Consider the following 15,143-nt stretch of genomic DNA (forward strand, 5'->3'; position numbering starts at 1 on the left):
CCGGCCGGGTTGGTGCCCGGCGGACCCATCCGGCCGGCCCTCGGCGCGCGTGGGCCGGGGGCGGCGCGGTCAGTCCGCCGCCGGGGCCTTCGCCTCGCCACCGAGCGCGGCGAGGATCGCCTCGGCGGTGCGCCGGCCGACGCCGGGCACCTCGGTGATCTCCTCCACCGTGGCGGCGGAGAGGCGCTTGAGTGAGCCGAAGTGCCGCAGCAGCGCCTTGCGCCGCACCTCCCCCAGGCCGGGCACCCTGTCCAGCGCCGACTCGGTCATCCGCTTGGAGCGCCGCTGCCGGTGGAAGGTGATGGCGAAGCGGTGCGCCTCGTCGCGTACCCGTTGCAGCAGGTAGAGCCCCTCCGAGGTGCGCGGCAGGATGACCGGGAACTCGTCGTCGGGCAGCCAGACCTCCTCCAGCCGCTTGGCCAGGCCGCATAGCGCCACGTCGTCGATGCCCAGCTCCGCCAGGGCCTGGGCCGCCGCCGCGACCTGCGGCGCACCGCCGTCGACCACCACCAGCTGCGGCGGGTACGCGAACCTGCGCGGCCGGCCGGTGGTCGGGTCGATCAGGGCGCCGACGATGCGCTCGTCGGACCCGTCGGGCTGGTGGGGCTCGCTCGGCGCGGGCTGCCCCGCCGGGGCGACCGGGTCGTCGGCCGGCTCGACGCCCGCCTCGCCGGTCTCGGCGCGGGCGTCGAGGTAGCGGGCGAAGCGGCGGCGCAGCACCTCGGACATCGCGGAGAGGTCGTCGGTGGCGCCACGGATGATGAAGCGCCGGTATTCGCTCTTGCGCGGCAGCCCGTCCTCGAAGACGACCATGCTCGCCACCACGTCGGTGCCCTGTATCTGCGAGATGTCGAAACACTCGATGCGCAGCGGCGAGGTGCGCATGTCGAGCGCCTCGGTGATCTCGTCGAGCGCCTTGCTCCGGGTGGTCAGGTCGCCGGCCCGGCGCAGCTTGTGCCGGGCGAGGGCGTCCTTGGCGTTGCGCTCGACCGTCTCCAGCAGGGACCGCTTGTCGCCGCGCTGCGGCACCCGCAGGCTCACCCGGCTGCCCCGGTGACCGGAGAGCCAGTCGGCCAGGGCGTCGGCGTCGGCGGGCAGCGCCGGCACGAGCAGCTCGCGGGGCACGTCGGCCTCGCCCTGCTCGCCGCCGTAGACCTGGGTGCAGAAGTGGTGCACCAGGTCGCCGGTGCTCAACTCCTCGGTCTTCTCCACCACCCAGCCACGCTGGCCACGGACCCGGCCGTCGCGGACGTGGAAGACCTGCACCGCCGCCTCGAGGGGATCGTCGGCGAACGCGACCACGTCGGCGTCGGTGCCGTCGCCGAGCACGACGGTCTGCTTCTCCATGGCCCGGCGCAGCGCGGCCACGTCGTCGCGCAACCGGGCCGCCCGCTCGAACTCCAACTGCTCGCTGGCGTCGGTCATCTCCCGCTCCAGCCGGCGCACCATCGTGTCGGTGCGCCCGGCCATGAAGTCGCAGAAGCCGTCGACGATCTCCCGGTGCCGCTCGGGCGTGACGCTGCCGACGCAGGGGGCCGAGCACTTGCCGATGTAGCCGAGCAGGCAGGGGCGGCCGACCTGGCTGGCCCGCTTGAACACCCCGGCGGAGCAGGTGCGCGCCGGGAAGACCCGCAGCAGCAGGTCGAGCGTCTCGCGGATCGCCCAGGCGTGCGAGTAGGGCCCGAAGTAGCGCACCCCCTTGCGCTTGGCGCCCCGCATCACCTGCAACCGGGGGAACTCCTCGTCGAGGGTGACCGCGAGGTAGGGGTAGGACTTGTCGTCGCGGTAGCGGACGTTGAAGCGCGGGTCGTACTGCTTGATCCAGGTGTATTCGAGCTGGAGCGCCTCGACCTCGGTGCCCACCGTGACCCAGTCCACCGACTCGGCGGTGGTGACCATCTGCTGCGTGCGCTGGTGCAGGCCCCACAGGTCGGCGAAGTAGGAGTTGAGCCGGCTGCGCAGGTTCTTCGCCTTGCCGACGTAGATCACCCGGCCGGTGCCGTCGCGGAACCGGTAGACCCCCGGCGACTCCGGGATGGTGCCGGGCGCGGGACGGTAGGTCGAGGGGTCAGCCACGCCAGCAAGCGTAGTCCGAGCCCCCGACAGCCCCCGGGGACGCCGGTTCCGCCCCGACGCCGGAAGCCGGGGTGGTTGCGGCGCCGGAGCCCGGTGCCGTTGCGGCGCCGGAGGTCCGGGTTATTGCGGTGCCGCCGGAGCCGCTCCCGGCTAGCATCCGCCCCTGGCCGGGCAGACGCGAGGGGGGCACGGGGGACATGGGCGCACACCCCGGGGGACGCAGCCGAGGGGGCGCGGTCCTCGTGGCGGCGCTCACCGTCGACTCCATCGGCAACGGGCTCTTCCTGCCCCTGTCGCTGGTGTACTTCCTGCGGCTGACCGACGTGCCCCTGGCGCTGCTCGGTGTGCTGCTCAGCGCGGCCACGGTACTCACCCTCCCGGTACCGCTGTGGGCAGGGTCGCTGGCGGACCGGGTGGGGGCGCTGCCGGTGGTCGTCGCCTCGCAACTGCTCCAGGCGGCCGGCTATCTGGCGTACGCCTGGGTGCGGGGCCCGGTCGGCGTCTTCGTGGCGGCGGCGCTGGTCGCCGTCGGCGTGCGGTTCTTCTGGTCCACCGTCTTCACGGCGGTCGCCGACCACGCCGACGGCAGCCCGGGCGGCTGGACCCGCGACACCTGGTACGCGATCAGCAACGGCGCCCGTACCGCCGGGCTGGCGGTCGGGGGCCTGACCACCGGGATGGTGGTGGCCGACGGGCGGGCGGCGACCTACCGCGCGGTCGCCTACGCGGCGGCGGCCTGCTTCGCCCTCGCCGCGGTGCTGATCGCCGTGTGCGTACGCATCCCGCCGCCCGCCGGTGGGCCGGCGGGATCCGGCCGGGGCGGGTACGCGACGCTGGTCCGGGACCGCCCGTTCCTCGCCCTCATCGGCCTGAACACCGTCTTCGCGCTGAGCAGCATGATGCTCGGCCTGGCCCTGCCGACGGTGATGCTCACGGACCTGCGGGGTCCCGCGTGGCTGACCTCCGCCGTCCTGGCCGGCAACGCCTTCCTCGTCGCCCTGCTGTCCGCGCCCGTCGGCACCCGCCTGCCGCGCCACCGCCGCACCCGCGCGCTCGCGCTGGCGGCGGCCCTGTGGACGGTGTGGGGAGTCGCCATGGCCACCCTCGGCCCGGGACGCCTCGGCGTGGTGGCCGCGCTGCTGGTCGCGGCGACGCTGCTGTTCACCGTCGCGGAGGTGGTGCACGCGCCGGCGTCCGCCGCGCTCGCCGCCGCCGCCGCACCGGTCGCCGCCCGGGGCCGCTACCTGGCGGCCTTCCAGTACTCGTTCGCCCTCGCCTCGATGGTCGCGCCGGCCTTCTTCGGCGCCCTGTACGAGGCCGGCACCGCCGCGCCCTGGCTGGCGCTGGCGCTGCTCAACGCCCTCGGCGTCGTCGGCGTCCTGCTGCTGGAGCGGCGCCTGCCGCCCGCCGCCCTGCGCGACCTGCCGCGGGCGGCTGGCGAGCGGCCGAGGGCCGGCGCGAACGCTGCGACAGAGTGACCGGGGCCGGCGGCCGTGGGGCCGGGGCCGGCGGCCCCGCTCCCTCGGTCAGGCCAGCGAGATCTGGTCGCCGGTGACCTTCACGTTCTTCGGCGGGAGCGGCTTGGTGGCCGGGCCGCCCTTCACCGAGCCGTCCTCGATCGAGAACTTGCTGAAGTGGCAGGTGCAGTTGATGGTGCCGCCGTCGACGTTCGTCACCGGGCAGCCCTGGTGGGTGCAGATGGAGTCGAACCCCTTGAACTCACCCTCGCGGGGCTGGGTGATCACCACGCCCTGCGCGGGATAGACGGTGCCGCCGCCGACCGGGATGTCGGCCGTACGGGCCAGCGACTGGGCGCCCTCCCGGTCGCCGCCGCCGGCGTCACCGGTGCTGGGCACCGCCGGGCCGCCGCTGGTCGGGGCCGCCCCGTCGCCGGAGTCGTCGCTGCCGCAGGCGGCCAGGACCACCGCCGCGCCGACGGCGCCCGCGCCCGTGAGGAGGGCGCGTCGCGTCCGCGTCGCCGGTCCGGTCAGCCCCTGATCGTCACTCATGCCTCGCCCTTCTCTCGGCTGCCGCCGCCTGGTCATGATCCGCGGCCACACTCGGGTACACGGATCACTCTGCCCGACGGTTCACCCGATCGGCGACCGCGGGGCCACCCGGGTGGGCCGACGGCCCGCCGGGTGACCCCGTCAGCGATCCGCCCCCGCGGCCGGGCCGCGTGGCCGGGGCCGACCGGGCGGAGCACGCCGTCAGCGCGCCCCGGCCGGCACCTTACGGGCGCGGGACTTCGTGCCGTTGGCCTTGGCCGCCCGGGAGGTGGCCGCCGCCGCGCCCTTCGCCTCGCCGTCGAGCTTGAGCACCTGACGCAGGAACTGGCCGGTGTGACTGCCGGGCACCTCGGCGACCTCCTCGGGGGTGCCGGTGGCGAGCACCGTGCCGCCCCGGTGGCCGCCCTCGGGACCCATGTCGATCAACCAGTCGGCGGTCTTGATCACGTCGAGGTTGTGCTCGATGGTGATCACCGTGTTGCCCTTGTCGACCAGCCCTTCGAGCACCATCAGCAGCTTGCGGATGTCCTCGAAGTGCAGGCCGGTCGTCGGCTCGTCGAGGACGTAGACCGTCCGCCCCGTCGAGCGCTTCTGCAACTCGGAGGCGAGCTTGACCCGCTGTGCCTCGCCGCCGGAGAGCGTGGGCGCGGGCTGGCCGAGCCGTACGTAGCCGAGGCCGACGTCGACCAGCGTCTTGAGGTGCCGGTGGATGGCCGGGATGGCGGAGAAGAACTCGGCCGCCTCCTCGATCGGCATCTCCAGCACGTCGGAGACGGTCTTGCCCTTGTAGTGCACCTCCAGGGTCTCCCGGTTGTAGCGGGCGCCCTTGCAGACCTCGCAGGGGACGTACACGTCGGGCAGGAAGTTCATCTCGATCTTGATCGTGCCGTCGCCGGAGCAGGCCTCGCAGCGACCGCCCTTGACGTTGAACGAGAACCGGCCGGGGCCGTACCCCCGGACCTTGGCCTCGGTGGTCTCGGCGAAGAGCTTGCGGACGTGGTCCCAGACCCCCGTGTAGGTGGCCGGGTTGGACCGCGGCGTGCGGCCGATCGGCGACTGGTCGACGCCGACCACCTTGTCGACGTGCTCCAGCCCCGAGACCCGGGTGTGCCGGCCGGGGACCAGCCGGGCGCCGTTGATCTGGTTGGCCAGCACCGCGTAGAGGATGTCGTTGACCAGCGTCGACTTGCCGGAGCCGCTGACCCCGGTGACGGCGATGAGCTGGCCCAGCGGGAACGACACGGTCAGGTTGCGCAGGTTGTGCTCGCGCGCGCCGTGCACCACCAACTCCCGCTCCGGGGTCTGCGGGCGGCGCCCCTGGGGGGTCGGGATCGACCGGCGCCCCGACAGGTAGGCCCCGGTCACCGACTCCGGGTTCTCCAGCAGCGCCGGCACGGAGCCGCTGTGCACGATCTTGCCGCCGTGCTCACCCGCGCCCGGGCCGATGTCGACGATCCAGTCCGCCGTGCGGATCGTGTCCTCGTCGTGCTCGACCACGATCAGCGTGTTGCCCAGGCCCCGCAGCCGGACCAGGGTCTCGATCAGCCGGTGGTTGTCGCGCTGGTGCAGCCCGATCGACGGCTCGTCGAGGACGTAGAGCACCCCGACCAGGCCGGAGCCGATCTGGGTGGCCAGCCGGATGCGCTGCGCCTCGCCGCCGGAGAGGGTGCCGGCCGGGCGGTCCAGGGAGAGGTAGTCGAGACCGACGTCGAGCAGGAACTTCAGCCGGGCGTTGATCTCCTTGAGCACCCGCTCGGCGATCATCTTCTGCCGGTCGGTCAGCTCGATGCCGGCGAGCAGGTCGGCGGCCTCCCCGACGGAGAGGTTGCAGACCTCGGCGATGCTCCGGCCGGCCAGGGTGACCGCGAGCACCTCGGGCTTGAGCCGGGCCCCACCGCAGGCCGCGCAGGGCACGTCGCGCATGTAGCCCTCGTACTTCTCCCGCGACCACTCCGACTCGGTGTCGGTGTGCCGGCGCTCGATCCACTGCACCACGCCCTCGAAGCCGGTGTAGTAGGAGCGCTCGCGGCCGAACTTGTTGCGGTAGCGCACGTGCACCTGGTCGTCGGAGCCGTGCAGGATCGTCTTCTGCGCCCGCGACGGCAGGGCCCGCCACGGCGTGTCGACGTCGAAGTGCTCGGCCGCGCCGAGGGCCTCCAGCAGGCGCAGGAAGTATTCCAGGTTGTGCCCGGTCGACCAGGGCTGGACCGCGCCCTCGCGCAGGGTGCGCTCCGGGTCGGGGACGACCAGCTCCGGGTCGACCTCCTTCTTGGTGCCGAGGCCGGTGCACTCGGGACACGCGCCGTAGGGCGCGTTGAAGGAGAAGACCCGGGGCTCCAGGTCCTCGATCGCGAGCGGGTGGTCGTTGGGGCAGGCCAGGTGCTCGGAGTAGCGCCGCTCGCGCTCCGGGTCGTCCTCCGGCAGGTCGACGAAGTCGAGCAGGACCAGGCCGTTGGACAGGCCCAGGGCGGCCTCGACCGAGTCGGTCAGCCGCTGCTTGGCGCTCGGCTTGACCGTGAGCCGGTCGATCACCACCTCGATGGTGTGCTTCTCCTGCTTCTTGAGCTTCGGCGGCTCGGTGAGCGGGTGCACCACGCCGTCGACCCGGGCCCGGGCGTAGCCCTTGGCCTGGAGCTCGGCGAACAGGTCGACGTATTCGCCCTTGCGGCCGCGCACCACGGGCGAGAGCACCATGAACTTGGTGCCCTCGGCCATGGCGAGGACCCGGTCGACGATCTGCTGCGGGGTCTGCCGGGAGATCCGCTCGCCGCAGACCGGGCAGTGCGGCTCGCCGATGCGGGCGAAGAGCAGCCGGAGGTAGTCGTAGACCTCGGTGATGGTGCCCACCGTCGAGCGCGGGTTGCGCGAGGTGGACTTCTGGTCGATGGAGACCGCCGGGCTCAGACCCTCGATGAAGTCGACGTCCGGCTTGTCCATCTGGCCGAGGAACTGCCGCGCGTACGACGACAGCGACTCTACGTAGCGGCGCTGCCCCTCGGCGAAGATCGTGTCGAAGGCCAGGCTCGACTTGCCCGACCCCGAAAGCCCCGTGAACACGATCAGGGCGTCCCGGGGCAGGTCGAGACTGACGTCACGCAGGTTGTGCTCGCGCGCGCCACGGATGATCAGTCGGTCGGCCACTGTCCGTGCACTCCCGGGAGAAGAAGATGAGGAGGAAATGTCCGCTCCAAGGCTGGTCTGAGCGGTTGTCTGAGTGGTTGTGGGCGCGCAGAAAGGCGCCTCGGCAACTCTAGCCCCGAGGTACGACAACTTCCCTCGCCGGCACATTCCCCCAGCTCAGCCCGGTCCGCCGCGCCCCGAGGAAGCCGGCCCGCAGCGCGCGAGGAAGCCGGTCCGTCGCGCGCGAGGAAGCCGGTCCGTCGCGCCCGAGGGAACGGGCGGGACCGGTGGTCGACCGGTCCCGCCCGTGCGTACCTCCGTCAGGGGCGGGCCGCCCGCCGCCGGCCCGCGCGCCAGCCGCCACGCCGCTGCGCGGCCAGCCGGACCTCCCGCCGCCGGCTCTCGAAGGCCAGCTCCCGCTGGAGCTTGCGCCAGCTCTCCCAGCGCCGCGTCGGCAGCTCGCCGCTCTCCAGCGCCTCGCGCACCGCGCAGGCGGGCTCCCCGTCGTGCCCGCAGTCGGCGTAGCGGCAGCCGGTGGCCAGCTCGGCGATGTCGGCGAACGCCCGGTCCAGCCCCGCCGAGCCGTCCAGCAGGCCGACCGCCCGTACGCCCGGGGTGTCCAGCACGGCGCCCCCGCCCGGCACCGGCAGCAGCGCCCGCCAGGTGGTGGTGTGCCGACCCTTGCCGTCGACGCGCCGGATCGCCTGGGTGGGCATCAGCGCCGCCCCCGCCAGCGCGTTGACCAGGCTCGACTTGCCGGCCCCGGACGGCCCGAGCAGGCCGAGCGTGCGGCCGGGGGCCACCTCGGCGCGCAGCGGGCCGAGCCCGGCGCCGTGCTCGGCGCTGACGGCCAGCACCGGCACCCCGGGGGCGACCCCGGCGAGCTGACGTGCGACGGCCCCCGGGTCGGCCGCCAGGTCGGCCTTGGTGAGCACGACCAGCGGCCGGGCGCCGGATTCGTGCGCCAGCGAGAGCAGCCGCTCGATCCGGCCGACGTCCGGCTCGGGGTACACGGGCTCCACCACGGCGGCGGCGTCGAGGTTGGCGGCCAGCACCTGCCCGCTGGCGTCCTTGCCGGCGGTCCGCCGGACGAGGGCGGTGCGCCTGGGCAGCACCGCCTCCACGGTGACGTTGCGGTCCGGCCAGGTGCCCAGCAGCACCCAGTCGCCCGCGCAGGGCAGCCGGGTCAGGTCGCGGGCGGCGGCGGCCAGGACGGCCCCGCCCAGGGTGGCGCGGACCGGGCCGTCCGCGCACAGCACGGTGCAGACGCCGCGGTCCACCCGGGCCACCCGGCCCGGTCGGTGGCCGCCGCGTCGTGGTACGTGTGCCGCCCGGTCGGCGTCCCAGCCGAGGGCGGTCAGATCGATGGTCATGGCATCCTCATCGGTGTCGGAGCGGTTGACGCACGCGTACTGCTACCGGCATGGTCACCACCTCCCCCGCCGTTCCGGTGCCGCGTTCGACGCCGACGGTAGGACGTGCCGCGACGCGCCGAAAGCGATTTCCCCGGCGACGCGGGGCGGCCCGGCGGATAGGGTCGGTGGGTGACCATGGATCCGCTTCTGCTGACGGGCGAGGTGGACGGGGCCACGGACCGTCTGCTGCGGACCGCGGCCGCCTTCGACGGCGCCGACCTCGCCGCCGCGTCGCTGCTACCGGGCTGGAGCCGGGGGCACGTCCTGGCCCATCTGGCCCGCAACGCCGACGGCTTCGTCAACCTGCTCACCGCGGCGCGCACCGGCGAGCCGATCCCGATGTACGCGTCCGCGACGGCCCGGGACGCCGACATCGAGGCCGGCGCGCCCCGCCCGCCGGAGGCCCACCTGGACGACCTGCGCCGCTCGGCCGACCGGTTCACCGAGGCTGTCGCCGCGATGCCGGTCGAGGCGTGGGCGGCCACCGTCCAGACGCGGCGCGGCCCGTGGCCGGCGGCCATGCTGGTCTGGGGCCGGCTGCGCGAGATCGAGGTGCACCACGTGGACCTCGACGCCGGCTACCGGCCGGCCGACTGGCCCGAGGCGTTCGGCCACCGGCTGCTGCACGAGGTGGCCGGCGACCTCGCGGGCCGGACGGACGTACCGCCGATGGTGCTGCGCTTCGACGGCAGCCGGCACGAACTCGTCGTCGGCGACCGGGCCACCGCGCCCACGGTCACCGGTGCCGCCCCCGAAATCGCCGCCTGGCTGATCGGCCGCAGCCCCGGCACCGTGCTGGCCGTCACCCCCGACGGACCCCTGCCGCAACCACCGGAATGGATATAGACGACCTCATGATCTACAGCGGAGACGTCACGCCCGGCGGCACGCCGGCCGTACGCGAGCTCGACCGGCTCACCATCACGAAGGTGTCGGTGGGCCCGATGGACAACAACGCCTACCTGCTGCGCTGCCGGGCGACCGGCGAGCAGGTGCTGATCGACGCCGCCAACGAGGCGCCCCGGCTGCTCGACCTGGTGGGCGACGCGGGGCTGGCCACCGTGGTCACCACCCACCAGCACATGGACCACTGGGTGGCGTTGGAGGAGGTCGTCGCCAAGACGGGCGCCCGGGCGCTGGTGCACGCCGACGACGCGGCCGGGCTGCCGATCGAGGCCGCGACGCTCGCCGAGGGCGACAGCGTGGCGGTGGGCGACTGCGCGCTGGAGGTGATCCACGTCAAGGGTCACACCCCCGGCTCGATCGTGCTGCTCTACCGGGATCCGGCCGGGACGCCGCACCTGTTCACCGGCGACAGCCTGTTCCCCGGCGGGGTGGGCAACACCGACAAGGACCCGGAGCGCTTCGGCGCGCTCATCGACGACGTCGAGCACAAGCTGTTCGACCGGCTGCCCGACGAGACCTGGTTCTACCCGGGTCACGGCAAGGACGGCACGCTCGGCGCGGAACGCCCCGCGCTGCCCCAGTGGCGCGCCCGGGGCTGGTGAACCGCAGCGGGGCCGGGCGCTGATCGCGCCCGGCCCCACTCCCCCCCGTCGGTCCCCCGCTCCCCCCGCCGGCCCCCGGCTTCCGTCGCCGGCCGGCCCCCCGCCGGTCCGCGCCGGGCGGCGGCTCAGGCGCCGGTGACGGCGCGCAGCCGCCGCCGCGTACCCATCAGCACCACGCCCGCCAGCAGCAGGCCGACCGCCATGGTGACCAGCATCGGGCTGGACTCCCCCGGCAGCAGCCCGGCCACCGACCGTGAGGCGGTGCCCAGCACCAGGTAGAGACCGGCCCAGGCCGCCGCGCCGAGCGTCGCGCAGCCGAGGAATCGCGGGTACGACATCCGCAGCCCGCCGGCCGCCAGCGGCAGCAGCGCGTTGAACACCGGCAGGAAGGGCGCGACCAGGACCATCCGGCCGCCCCCGCGCTGGAGGATCCCCTCCGCCGCCGCCCAGCGCGCCTCGCCGATCCAGCCGCCGAGGCGGCTGCGCCGCAGCTGCTCGCCGTACCGCCGGCCGGCGAGGAAGCTCAGCGACCAGCCGGCCAGACAGCCGGCCACCACCACGGCGAAGGTGGCGGCCCCGGTGGTCGGTCCGCCGACCCCCGTCGCGGCGAGGATCGCCACGTCGCCGGGGACCAGCACCCCGAGCAGCGGTACGGCGTCGAAGAGCATCACCACCCCGAGCACCCCCATGAGCAGGGTGGTGGGGAGTTCTCCGAGCTGGGTCAGCCAATCCGCCATGCCCGTACGCTATGGCCGCCCGGCCACCCGGAGCATCGGGTCCGATCCCCCAGCGCCCCCTGGTATCGGGCTCGGGGTCGACCCTGAGGGCCGGGGTCACCGGGGACGCAGCACCTGCACCCGGCGCACGGACGAGTCGACCGAGGGCTCGGTGGTCGGCACGGGGTAGCTCGCCACCGCCGCCAGCAGGCCCGGTGGCAGGTGGCCCCGCCCGGGGTCGCCGACCAGCACCTCGGCGCCGGTGGCGGCGGCCCGCCGCAGGAAGGGCAGTACCCGCGCCGCCATCGTCGCGTCGTAGAGCACGTCGCCGGCCACCAGCAGGTCCGTCCCGTCGGGTTCGGAGTCGAGCAGGTCGCCGCCGGCGGCCGCGACCGTCACGTGGTTGGCCCGGGCGTTGACGGTGACCGCCGCCACGGCGTAGGGATCGATGTCGTTGGCGACGACCCGCTCGGCGCCGGCGAGCGCGGCGGCGATCGCGACCAGGCCGGAGCCGGCGGCGAGATCGAGCACCCGGCGGCCGGCGGCGAGGCCGGGGTGGTCCAGCAGGTGGCGGGCGAGGGCCTGCCCGCCGGCCCAGACCGAGGCCCAGTACGGCGGGGGCAGGGCGTGCCCGGCCTGCGCCTCCATCCGGGCCCACCAGACGATGGCGTCCTCGGCGAGGTGCAGCCGCACCTCGGGGACGAACGGGATCCGCACCAGCCGCAGCCGGTCCAGCCCGGTGCCCGGAGCGTCGATCTCCCGCTCCAGCTCGGTCAGCGCGTCGACTGTGGCACTCCCCATCGGGGCAAGCATGCCCCAGTCGGCCGGCCGCCGCCCGGCTTTCGCGTCCCCCGCGCCGAGAGTTTGCCGCAACGCCTGCGGCACTTCGGCCAGCAAATCCGGGTTCGGCCAGCTACTCTCGGGGTGGCACCGGGCGATCATCGGTCGAAGACCGGGGTCACCCGCTTTGGAACAGGGAGAGATGCATGGCAACCGGCACGGTTAAGTGGTTCAACTCGGAAAAGGGCTTCGGCTTCATCGAGCAGGATGGCGGAGGGCCGGACGTGTTCGTCCACTACTCGGCCATCGCGTCGAGCGGTTACCGGGAGCTGAACGAGGGCCAGAAGGTCGAGTTCGAGGTGACCCAGGGTCAGAAGGGTCCGCAGGCGGACAACGTCCGTTCGCTGTAGATCCCGTGCCGGTGGCGGCGGCCGGACGCCGGCCGCCGCCGCAGCGCGTTCTCAGGGCCGCTTCGGCGCGACGGGCAGGTCCCGTCGCCGCCGCAGCGGCCCCATCAGCAGGATCGCCGGGGTGAGCGCCAGCCAGCCCGTCATCACCGCGATCGCGGTGCCGGCCCCGTAGGCTGCGCCGATCGCCCCGGCCACCACCGCGGCCAGCGGGATCGTGCCGTAGTTGAGCATGTGCATGCTCACAGTGACTCGGCCCAGCAGGTGGTGCGGCGTGTAGGTCTGCCGGAAGCTGCCCTTGAGCACGTTGCCCACCGCCACCCCGAGGCTGACCAGCATCCCGCCGATCGCCGGCAGGGCGAGTCGGCCACCGGGCCCGGCGAGCGGGATCAGCAACGCCGGCGGCCCGGTGAACGCCGCCGCCAGGAGCAGGGTGCGGGCGGTGCCGAACCGACGGCCGAGCGTGGTGGCCGCCAGCGCGCCGACGATGCCGCCGAGGCTCATCGCCGCGACCAGCATGCCCACGGGAGCCGGGGCGAGCCGCGCCTCCCGCACCAGGAAGACCACCAGGACGGCCTGGTAGCCGACCAGCCCGATGTTGCTGGCCGCCCCGAATGCGGTGAGCACCCGCAGGTACGGGTCCCGGACGACGAACCGGATCCCCTCGCCGATCTCCCGCCGCAGCGACCGCACGGGTCCGGCGCGTACGGGACGCGGCTCGACGGTGCGGATGCGCAGCAGGCACGCGGCGGAGAACAGGAAGCTCAGCGCGTCCAGCAGCAACGCGATGACCGCGCCGGCGGCCTGCGCGACCGCGCCGGCGAGCCCGGGGCCGAGCACGTAGCTCGCGGTCCGGGTGGCCTGGAGCTTGGCGTTGCCCTCCGGCACCTGCTCGGGGCGCAGCAGCACGGGCAGGTAGACCTGGTCGGCGGTCTCGAAGAAGACCCGGGCGAGGCCGGCGCCCAACGCCACCACCAGCAACTGCGCCACGGTCAGCACGCCGAGCGCGGCGGCGGCGGGAACGCTGAGGAACAGCAGCGCGGAGAGCACGTCGCAGGCGATCATGAGCGGCCGGCGTGGCAGCCGGTCCACCCAGGCACCGGCCGGCAGGCCGACGAGCAGCCACGGCAGCCAGGCGGCGGCGGTGAGCACCGCGACGCCGAAGGTGCTGGCGTCGAGCACCGTCACCGCGACCAGGGGCAGCGCCACGGCGGTGACGTTGCTGCCGACGGCGCTGGCCGTCTGCCCGGCCCAGAGCAGCCGGAAGTCCCGGTGCCGCAGCAGCCCGCCCCGGGGCCGCGTCGCCGCCGGTGGTGGGCCGGCGGCCCGTACCGTCGAATCGGCGGGCGGGTGGCGCCCGGCCGCCGACCCGACGGCCGTGGCGTCGGCGGTACGGGCCGGCGGGGTGGCGCGGGCGGGTGGCGTCACGGCGTGGCCGGGATCCCGTAGGCGAACAGGAAGACCGGCTCGCGCTTCTGCCCGTCGTCGGGCACGTCGCGCTCGCCCCACCGGGCGAGCACGGCGTTGAGTTCCTCGGCCAGTCGGGCGAGTTCCGCGTCGGTCAGGTGCAGCCAGCGGTCGGTGGAGAACGGGCCCTGCGGCCAGGCGGCCTGGTTGGCCTCGTCGGTGGCGTGCCAGGCCCGGGCGAGGGCGACGTGCCGGTCCAGGTTGAGCGAGATGGCGGCGTCGGCGACGGCCCGGGCGGCGGGGTCGGCGTCGAAGTCCGACTGGGACCAGCGCACGCCGCGGGTGACCAGGCGCCACCACCGTTCCCGCCGGTCGCGGGCCCGCTCGGGCGCTTCCTCGACCAGTTCGGCGCCGGCCAGCACCTTGAGGTGGTGGCTCACGTTCGCTGGCGCCTGGCTGGTCCGCTCGGCGAGCAGGCCGACGGTGGCCGGGCCGTGCACCTTGAGCACGTCCATCAACCGTCGGCGCAGCGGATGGGACAACGCGGCGAGGACCCGCGAGTCGGTCACGTGGCGCACGTCGGGGTTCGTCATGCCGCCAGCCTGACATTCGCAACGGCAGTTGCGCAACAACTATTGCGCAACTGCCGTTGCCGGATCGCGAGCGCCGGGAGCGCGACGGTACGCGGACGCGGGAGGTCAGGCCGCCAGGCGGCGGGCCAGTTCGTCGGTGACCTGCTGGGCGATGGTGGGCGGGATGGCCTCCGCGATCTGCTCCGGCGACAGGCCGGCGAGCACGCCGGCGATGATCGCCTGCTCGTCGCTGAAGTCGCCGTCGGTCAGGGCCTTGACCTGGGTGGCCAGGGCCGGGTAGCCGCGCGCCATCGCGAGCAGGAGTGTCAACGGCGACTGATCCATCGGCGGGTTCACCAGGCCCGTCGTTCCGACGGGCGAGATCAGCCAGTTGCGCAGGTTCTCCAGGTCGGCGAGGACCTGACCGACGGTACGGGTGGGCACGTCGGTCTTGTAGGCGAGTTGGTCGGTCTGTTCCATGGTGGACTCCTCTGCGGGTGGGGCGATCAGTCCGATGGCGGTCAGGTAGCGGCGGAACAGCGGCGTCTGGTCCCGGTTGGCCTTGGTCGAGTCGCGGAAGAAGCTGAAGTGGGTGTGCCACAGATGGGAGTTGTCGCCGCTGGTCCGCCTGCGCAGGCGGTCCCACCGTCGGACGACCTTGCCGTCCGGGGAGTAGATGATCTCCCGGATGTCGCGGCTGTCCGCGCTGTTCGCGGCGCACTGCTCGACGCACCAGGTGGAGAAGCTCCGCAGATCGTGGGTCCGCCCACCGACGCTGACCCGGAAGGGCCCGACGTCGAGCGCGGACGCGTCGAGGGTGAGGCCGGACGAGTCCCGGGAGGACTCGACGACGGAGTAGTCCCGCGTCACGACCCGGTCGGAGCCGCAGTGGTAGCCGCCCCGGTGGGCGGGGTCGCCGACGATGCCGACCTCGGCGGGTTCGAGGTCCTGGTCGCGGGATCTGTCGGGATCGATGTCGAGGTGGTCGAGTAGCAGGCGGCGGACGGCCAACAGGTTTTGCGGTGCCCGCGTCATGGGATTCCCCCTTGCGGATGGTCGGGGCCGGGCACGACAGTGACACCGCGTAGGCGGCGTGAGGGCCTCACAGGCAGGCCCGACCGAGTGGTGCACAG

General features: G+C 74.1%; 13 protein-coding genes. 4 read left to right on the forward strand and 9 right to left on the reverse strand.

Annotation, left to right across the window (positions count from 1 at the left end):
- Positions 1-69 precede the first annotated feature (69 nt).
- Complete coding sequence (gene uvrC / locus ACTMS2_RS07255; RefSeq protein ID WP_441174738.1) at positions 70-2,076, reverse strand: excinuclease ABC subunit UvrC; 2,007 nt, start codon at positions 2,074-2,076, stop codon at positions 70-72.
- A gap of 197 nt (positions 2,077-2,273) precedes the next feature.
- Here uvrC and ACTMS2_RS07260 point away from each other — a divergent pair, with 197 nt between their 5' ends.
- Positions 2,274-3,554 (forward strand): MFS transporter, encoded by a 1,281-nt coding sequence (locus ACTMS2_RS07260; RefSeq protein ID WP_441174739.1) that lies wholly within the window; start codon positions 2,274-2,276, stop codon positions 3,552-3,554.
- A gap of 48 nt (positions 3,555-3,602) precedes the next feature.
- Here the strand turns inward: ACTMS2_RS07260 and ACTMS2_RS07265 are convergent, their stop codons facing one another.
- The 3 genes from ACTMS2_RS07265 to rsgA form a co-directional block, all read right to left on the reverse strand.
- Positions 3,603-4,085 (reverse strand): Rieske (2Fe-2S) protein, encoded by a 483-nt coding sequence (locus ACTMS2_RS07265; RefSeq protein ID WP_088999351.1) that lies wholly within the window; start codon positions 4,083-4,085, stop codon positions 3,603-3,605.
- Between the two features lie 201 nt (positions 4,086-4,286).
- Positions 4,287-7,226 carry an excinuclease ABC subunit UvrA gene (uvrA, locus tag ACTMS2_RS07270; protein WP_088999350.1) on the reverse strand — a complete coding sequence of 980 codons (2,940 nt, stop codon included), beginning with the start codon at positions 7,224-7,226 and terminating at the stop codon, positions 4,287-4,289.
- A gap of 299 nt (positions 7,227-7,525) precedes the next feature.
- On the reverse strand, positions 7,526-8,578 hold the full coding sequence (rsgA, locus tag ACTMS2_RS07275) for a ribosome small subunit-dependent GTPase A (RefSeq protein ID WP_441174740.1): 1,053 nt from the start codon (positions 8,576-8,578) through the stop codon (positions 7,526-7,528).
- 171 nt (positions 8,579-8,749) lie between these two features.
- On the opposite strand from rsgA, the gene ACTMS2_RS07280 reads away from it, so the two are divergent.
- Both ACTMS2_RS07280 and ACTMS2_RS07285 read left to right on the forward strand, forming a co-directional pair.
- Complete coding sequence (locus tag ACTMS2_RS07280) at positions 8,750-9,466, forward strand: maleylpyruvate isomerase family mycothiol-dependent enzyme (RefSeq protein ID WP_441174741.1); 717 nt, start codon at positions 8,750-8,752, stop codon at positions 9,464-9,466.
- 8 nt (positions 9,467-9,474) lie between these two features.
- Positions 9,475-10,128: an MBL fold metallo-hydrolase gene (locus ACTMS2_RS07285; RefSeq protein ID WP_441174743.1), complete on the forward strand. Its 654-nt coding sequence runs from the start codon at positions 9,475-9,477 to the stop codon at positions 10,126-10,128.
- A gap of 125 nt (positions 10,129-10,253) precedes the next feature.
- On the opposite strand, the gene ACTMS2_RS07290 is transcribed toward ACTMS2_RS07285, so the two are convergent.
- Together ACTMS2_RS07290 and ACTMS2_RS07295 are read right to left on the reverse strand one after the other, a co-directional pair.
- The gene (locus ACTMS2_RS07290) at positions 10,254-10,865 is read right to left on the reverse strand and encodes a DedA family protein (RefSeq protein ID WP_101411692.1); all 612 of its coding nucleotides are present in this window, start codon (positions 10,863-10,865) and stop codon (positions 10,254-10,256) included.
- Between the two features lie 96 nt (positions 10,866-10,961).
- Positions 10,962-11,645 (reverse strand): class I SAM-dependent methyltransferase, encoded by a 684-nt coding sequence (locus tag ACTMS2_RS07295; RefSeq protein ID WP_363902621.1) that lies wholly within the window; start codon positions 11,643-11,645, stop codon positions 10,962-10,964.
- Positions 11,646-11,830: 185 nt separating this feature from the next.
- Between ACTMS2_RS07295 and ACTMS2_RS07300 the strand changes: the two genes are divergently transcribed.
- Positions 11,831-12,034 (forward strand): cold-shock protein, encoded by a 204-nt coding sequence (locus ACTMS2_RS07300; protein WP_088999344.1) that lies wholly within the window; start codon positions 11,831-11,833, stop codon positions 12,032-12,034.
- A 51-nt stretch (positions 12,035-12,085) separates the two neighbouring features.
- Here ACTMS2_RS07300 and ACTMS2_RS07305 read toward each other — a convergent pair whose 3' ends face one another.
- The 3 genes from ACTMS2_RS07305 to ACTMS2_RS07315 form a co-directional block, all read right to left on the reverse strand.
- Positions 12,086-13,459, reverse strand: coding sequence for an MFS transporter (locus ACTMS2_RS07305; RefSeq protein ID WP_441174745.1), 1,374 nt, complete (start codon positions 13,457-13,459; stop codon positions 12,086-12,088).
- Complete coding sequence (locus ACTMS2_RS07310; protein ID WP_441174747.1) at positions 13,456-14,031, reverse strand: ArsR/SmtB family transcription factor; 576 nt, start codon at positions 14,029-14,031, stop codon at positions 13,456-13,458. The genes ACTMS2_RS07305 and ACTMS2_RS07310 overlap by 4 nt, the downstream gene beginning before the upstream one ends.
- Before the next feature lie 105 nt (positions 14,032-14,136).
- Positions 14,137-15,045 (reverse strand): hypothetical protein, encoded by a 909-nt coding sequence (locus ACTMS2_RS07315; protein ID WP_441174749.1) that lies wholly within the window; start codon positions 15,043-15,045, stop codon positions 14,137-14,139.
- Positions 15,046-15,143: the final 98 nt, after the last annotated feature.

This window comes from Micromonospora sp. SD12 (genome assembly GCF_052068495.1).
GTDB lineage: Bacteria > Actinomycetota > Actinomycetes > Mycobacteriales > Micromonosporaceae > Micromonospora > Micromonospora echinofusca.

Coding starts and splice junctions, on each gene's coding strand:
- ACTMS2_RS07265 (WP_088999351.1), bottom strand. CDS start 4,085: ATGAGTGACGATCAGGGGCTGACCGGACCGGCGACGCGGACGCGACGC.
- ACTMS2_RS07285 (WP_441174743.1), top strand. CDS start 9,475: ATGATCTACAGCGGAGACGTCACGCCCGGCGGCACGCCGGCCGTACGC.
- rsgA (WP_441174740.1), bottom strand. CDS start 8,578: ATGACCATCGATCTGACCGCCCTCGGCTGGGACGCCGACCGGGCGGCA.
- ACTMS2_RS07290 (WP_101411692.1), bottom strand. CDS start 10,865: ATGGCGGATTGGCTGACCCAGCTCGGAGAACTCCCCACCACCCTGCTC.
- ACTMS2_RS07300 (WP_088999344.1), top strand. CDS start 11,831: ATGGCAACCGGCACGGTTAAGTGGTTCAACTCGGAAAAGGGCTTCGGC.
- ACTMS2_RS07295 (WP_363902621.1), bottom strand. CDS start 11,645: ATGGGGAGTGCCACAGTCGACGCGCTGACCGAGCTGGAGCGGGAGATC.
- ACTMS2_RS07315 (WP_441174749.1), bottom strand. CDS start 15,045: ATGACGCGGGCACCGCAAAACCTGTTGGCCGTCCGCCGCCTGCTACTC.
- ACTMS2_RS07310 (WP_441174747.1), bottom strand. CDS start 14,031: ATGACGAACCCCGACGTGCGCCACGTGACCGACTCGCGGGTCCTCGCC.
- ACTMS2_RS07260 (WP_441174739.1), top strand. CDS start 2,274: ATGGGCGCACACCCCGGGGGACGCAGCCGAGGGGGCGCGGTCCTCGTG.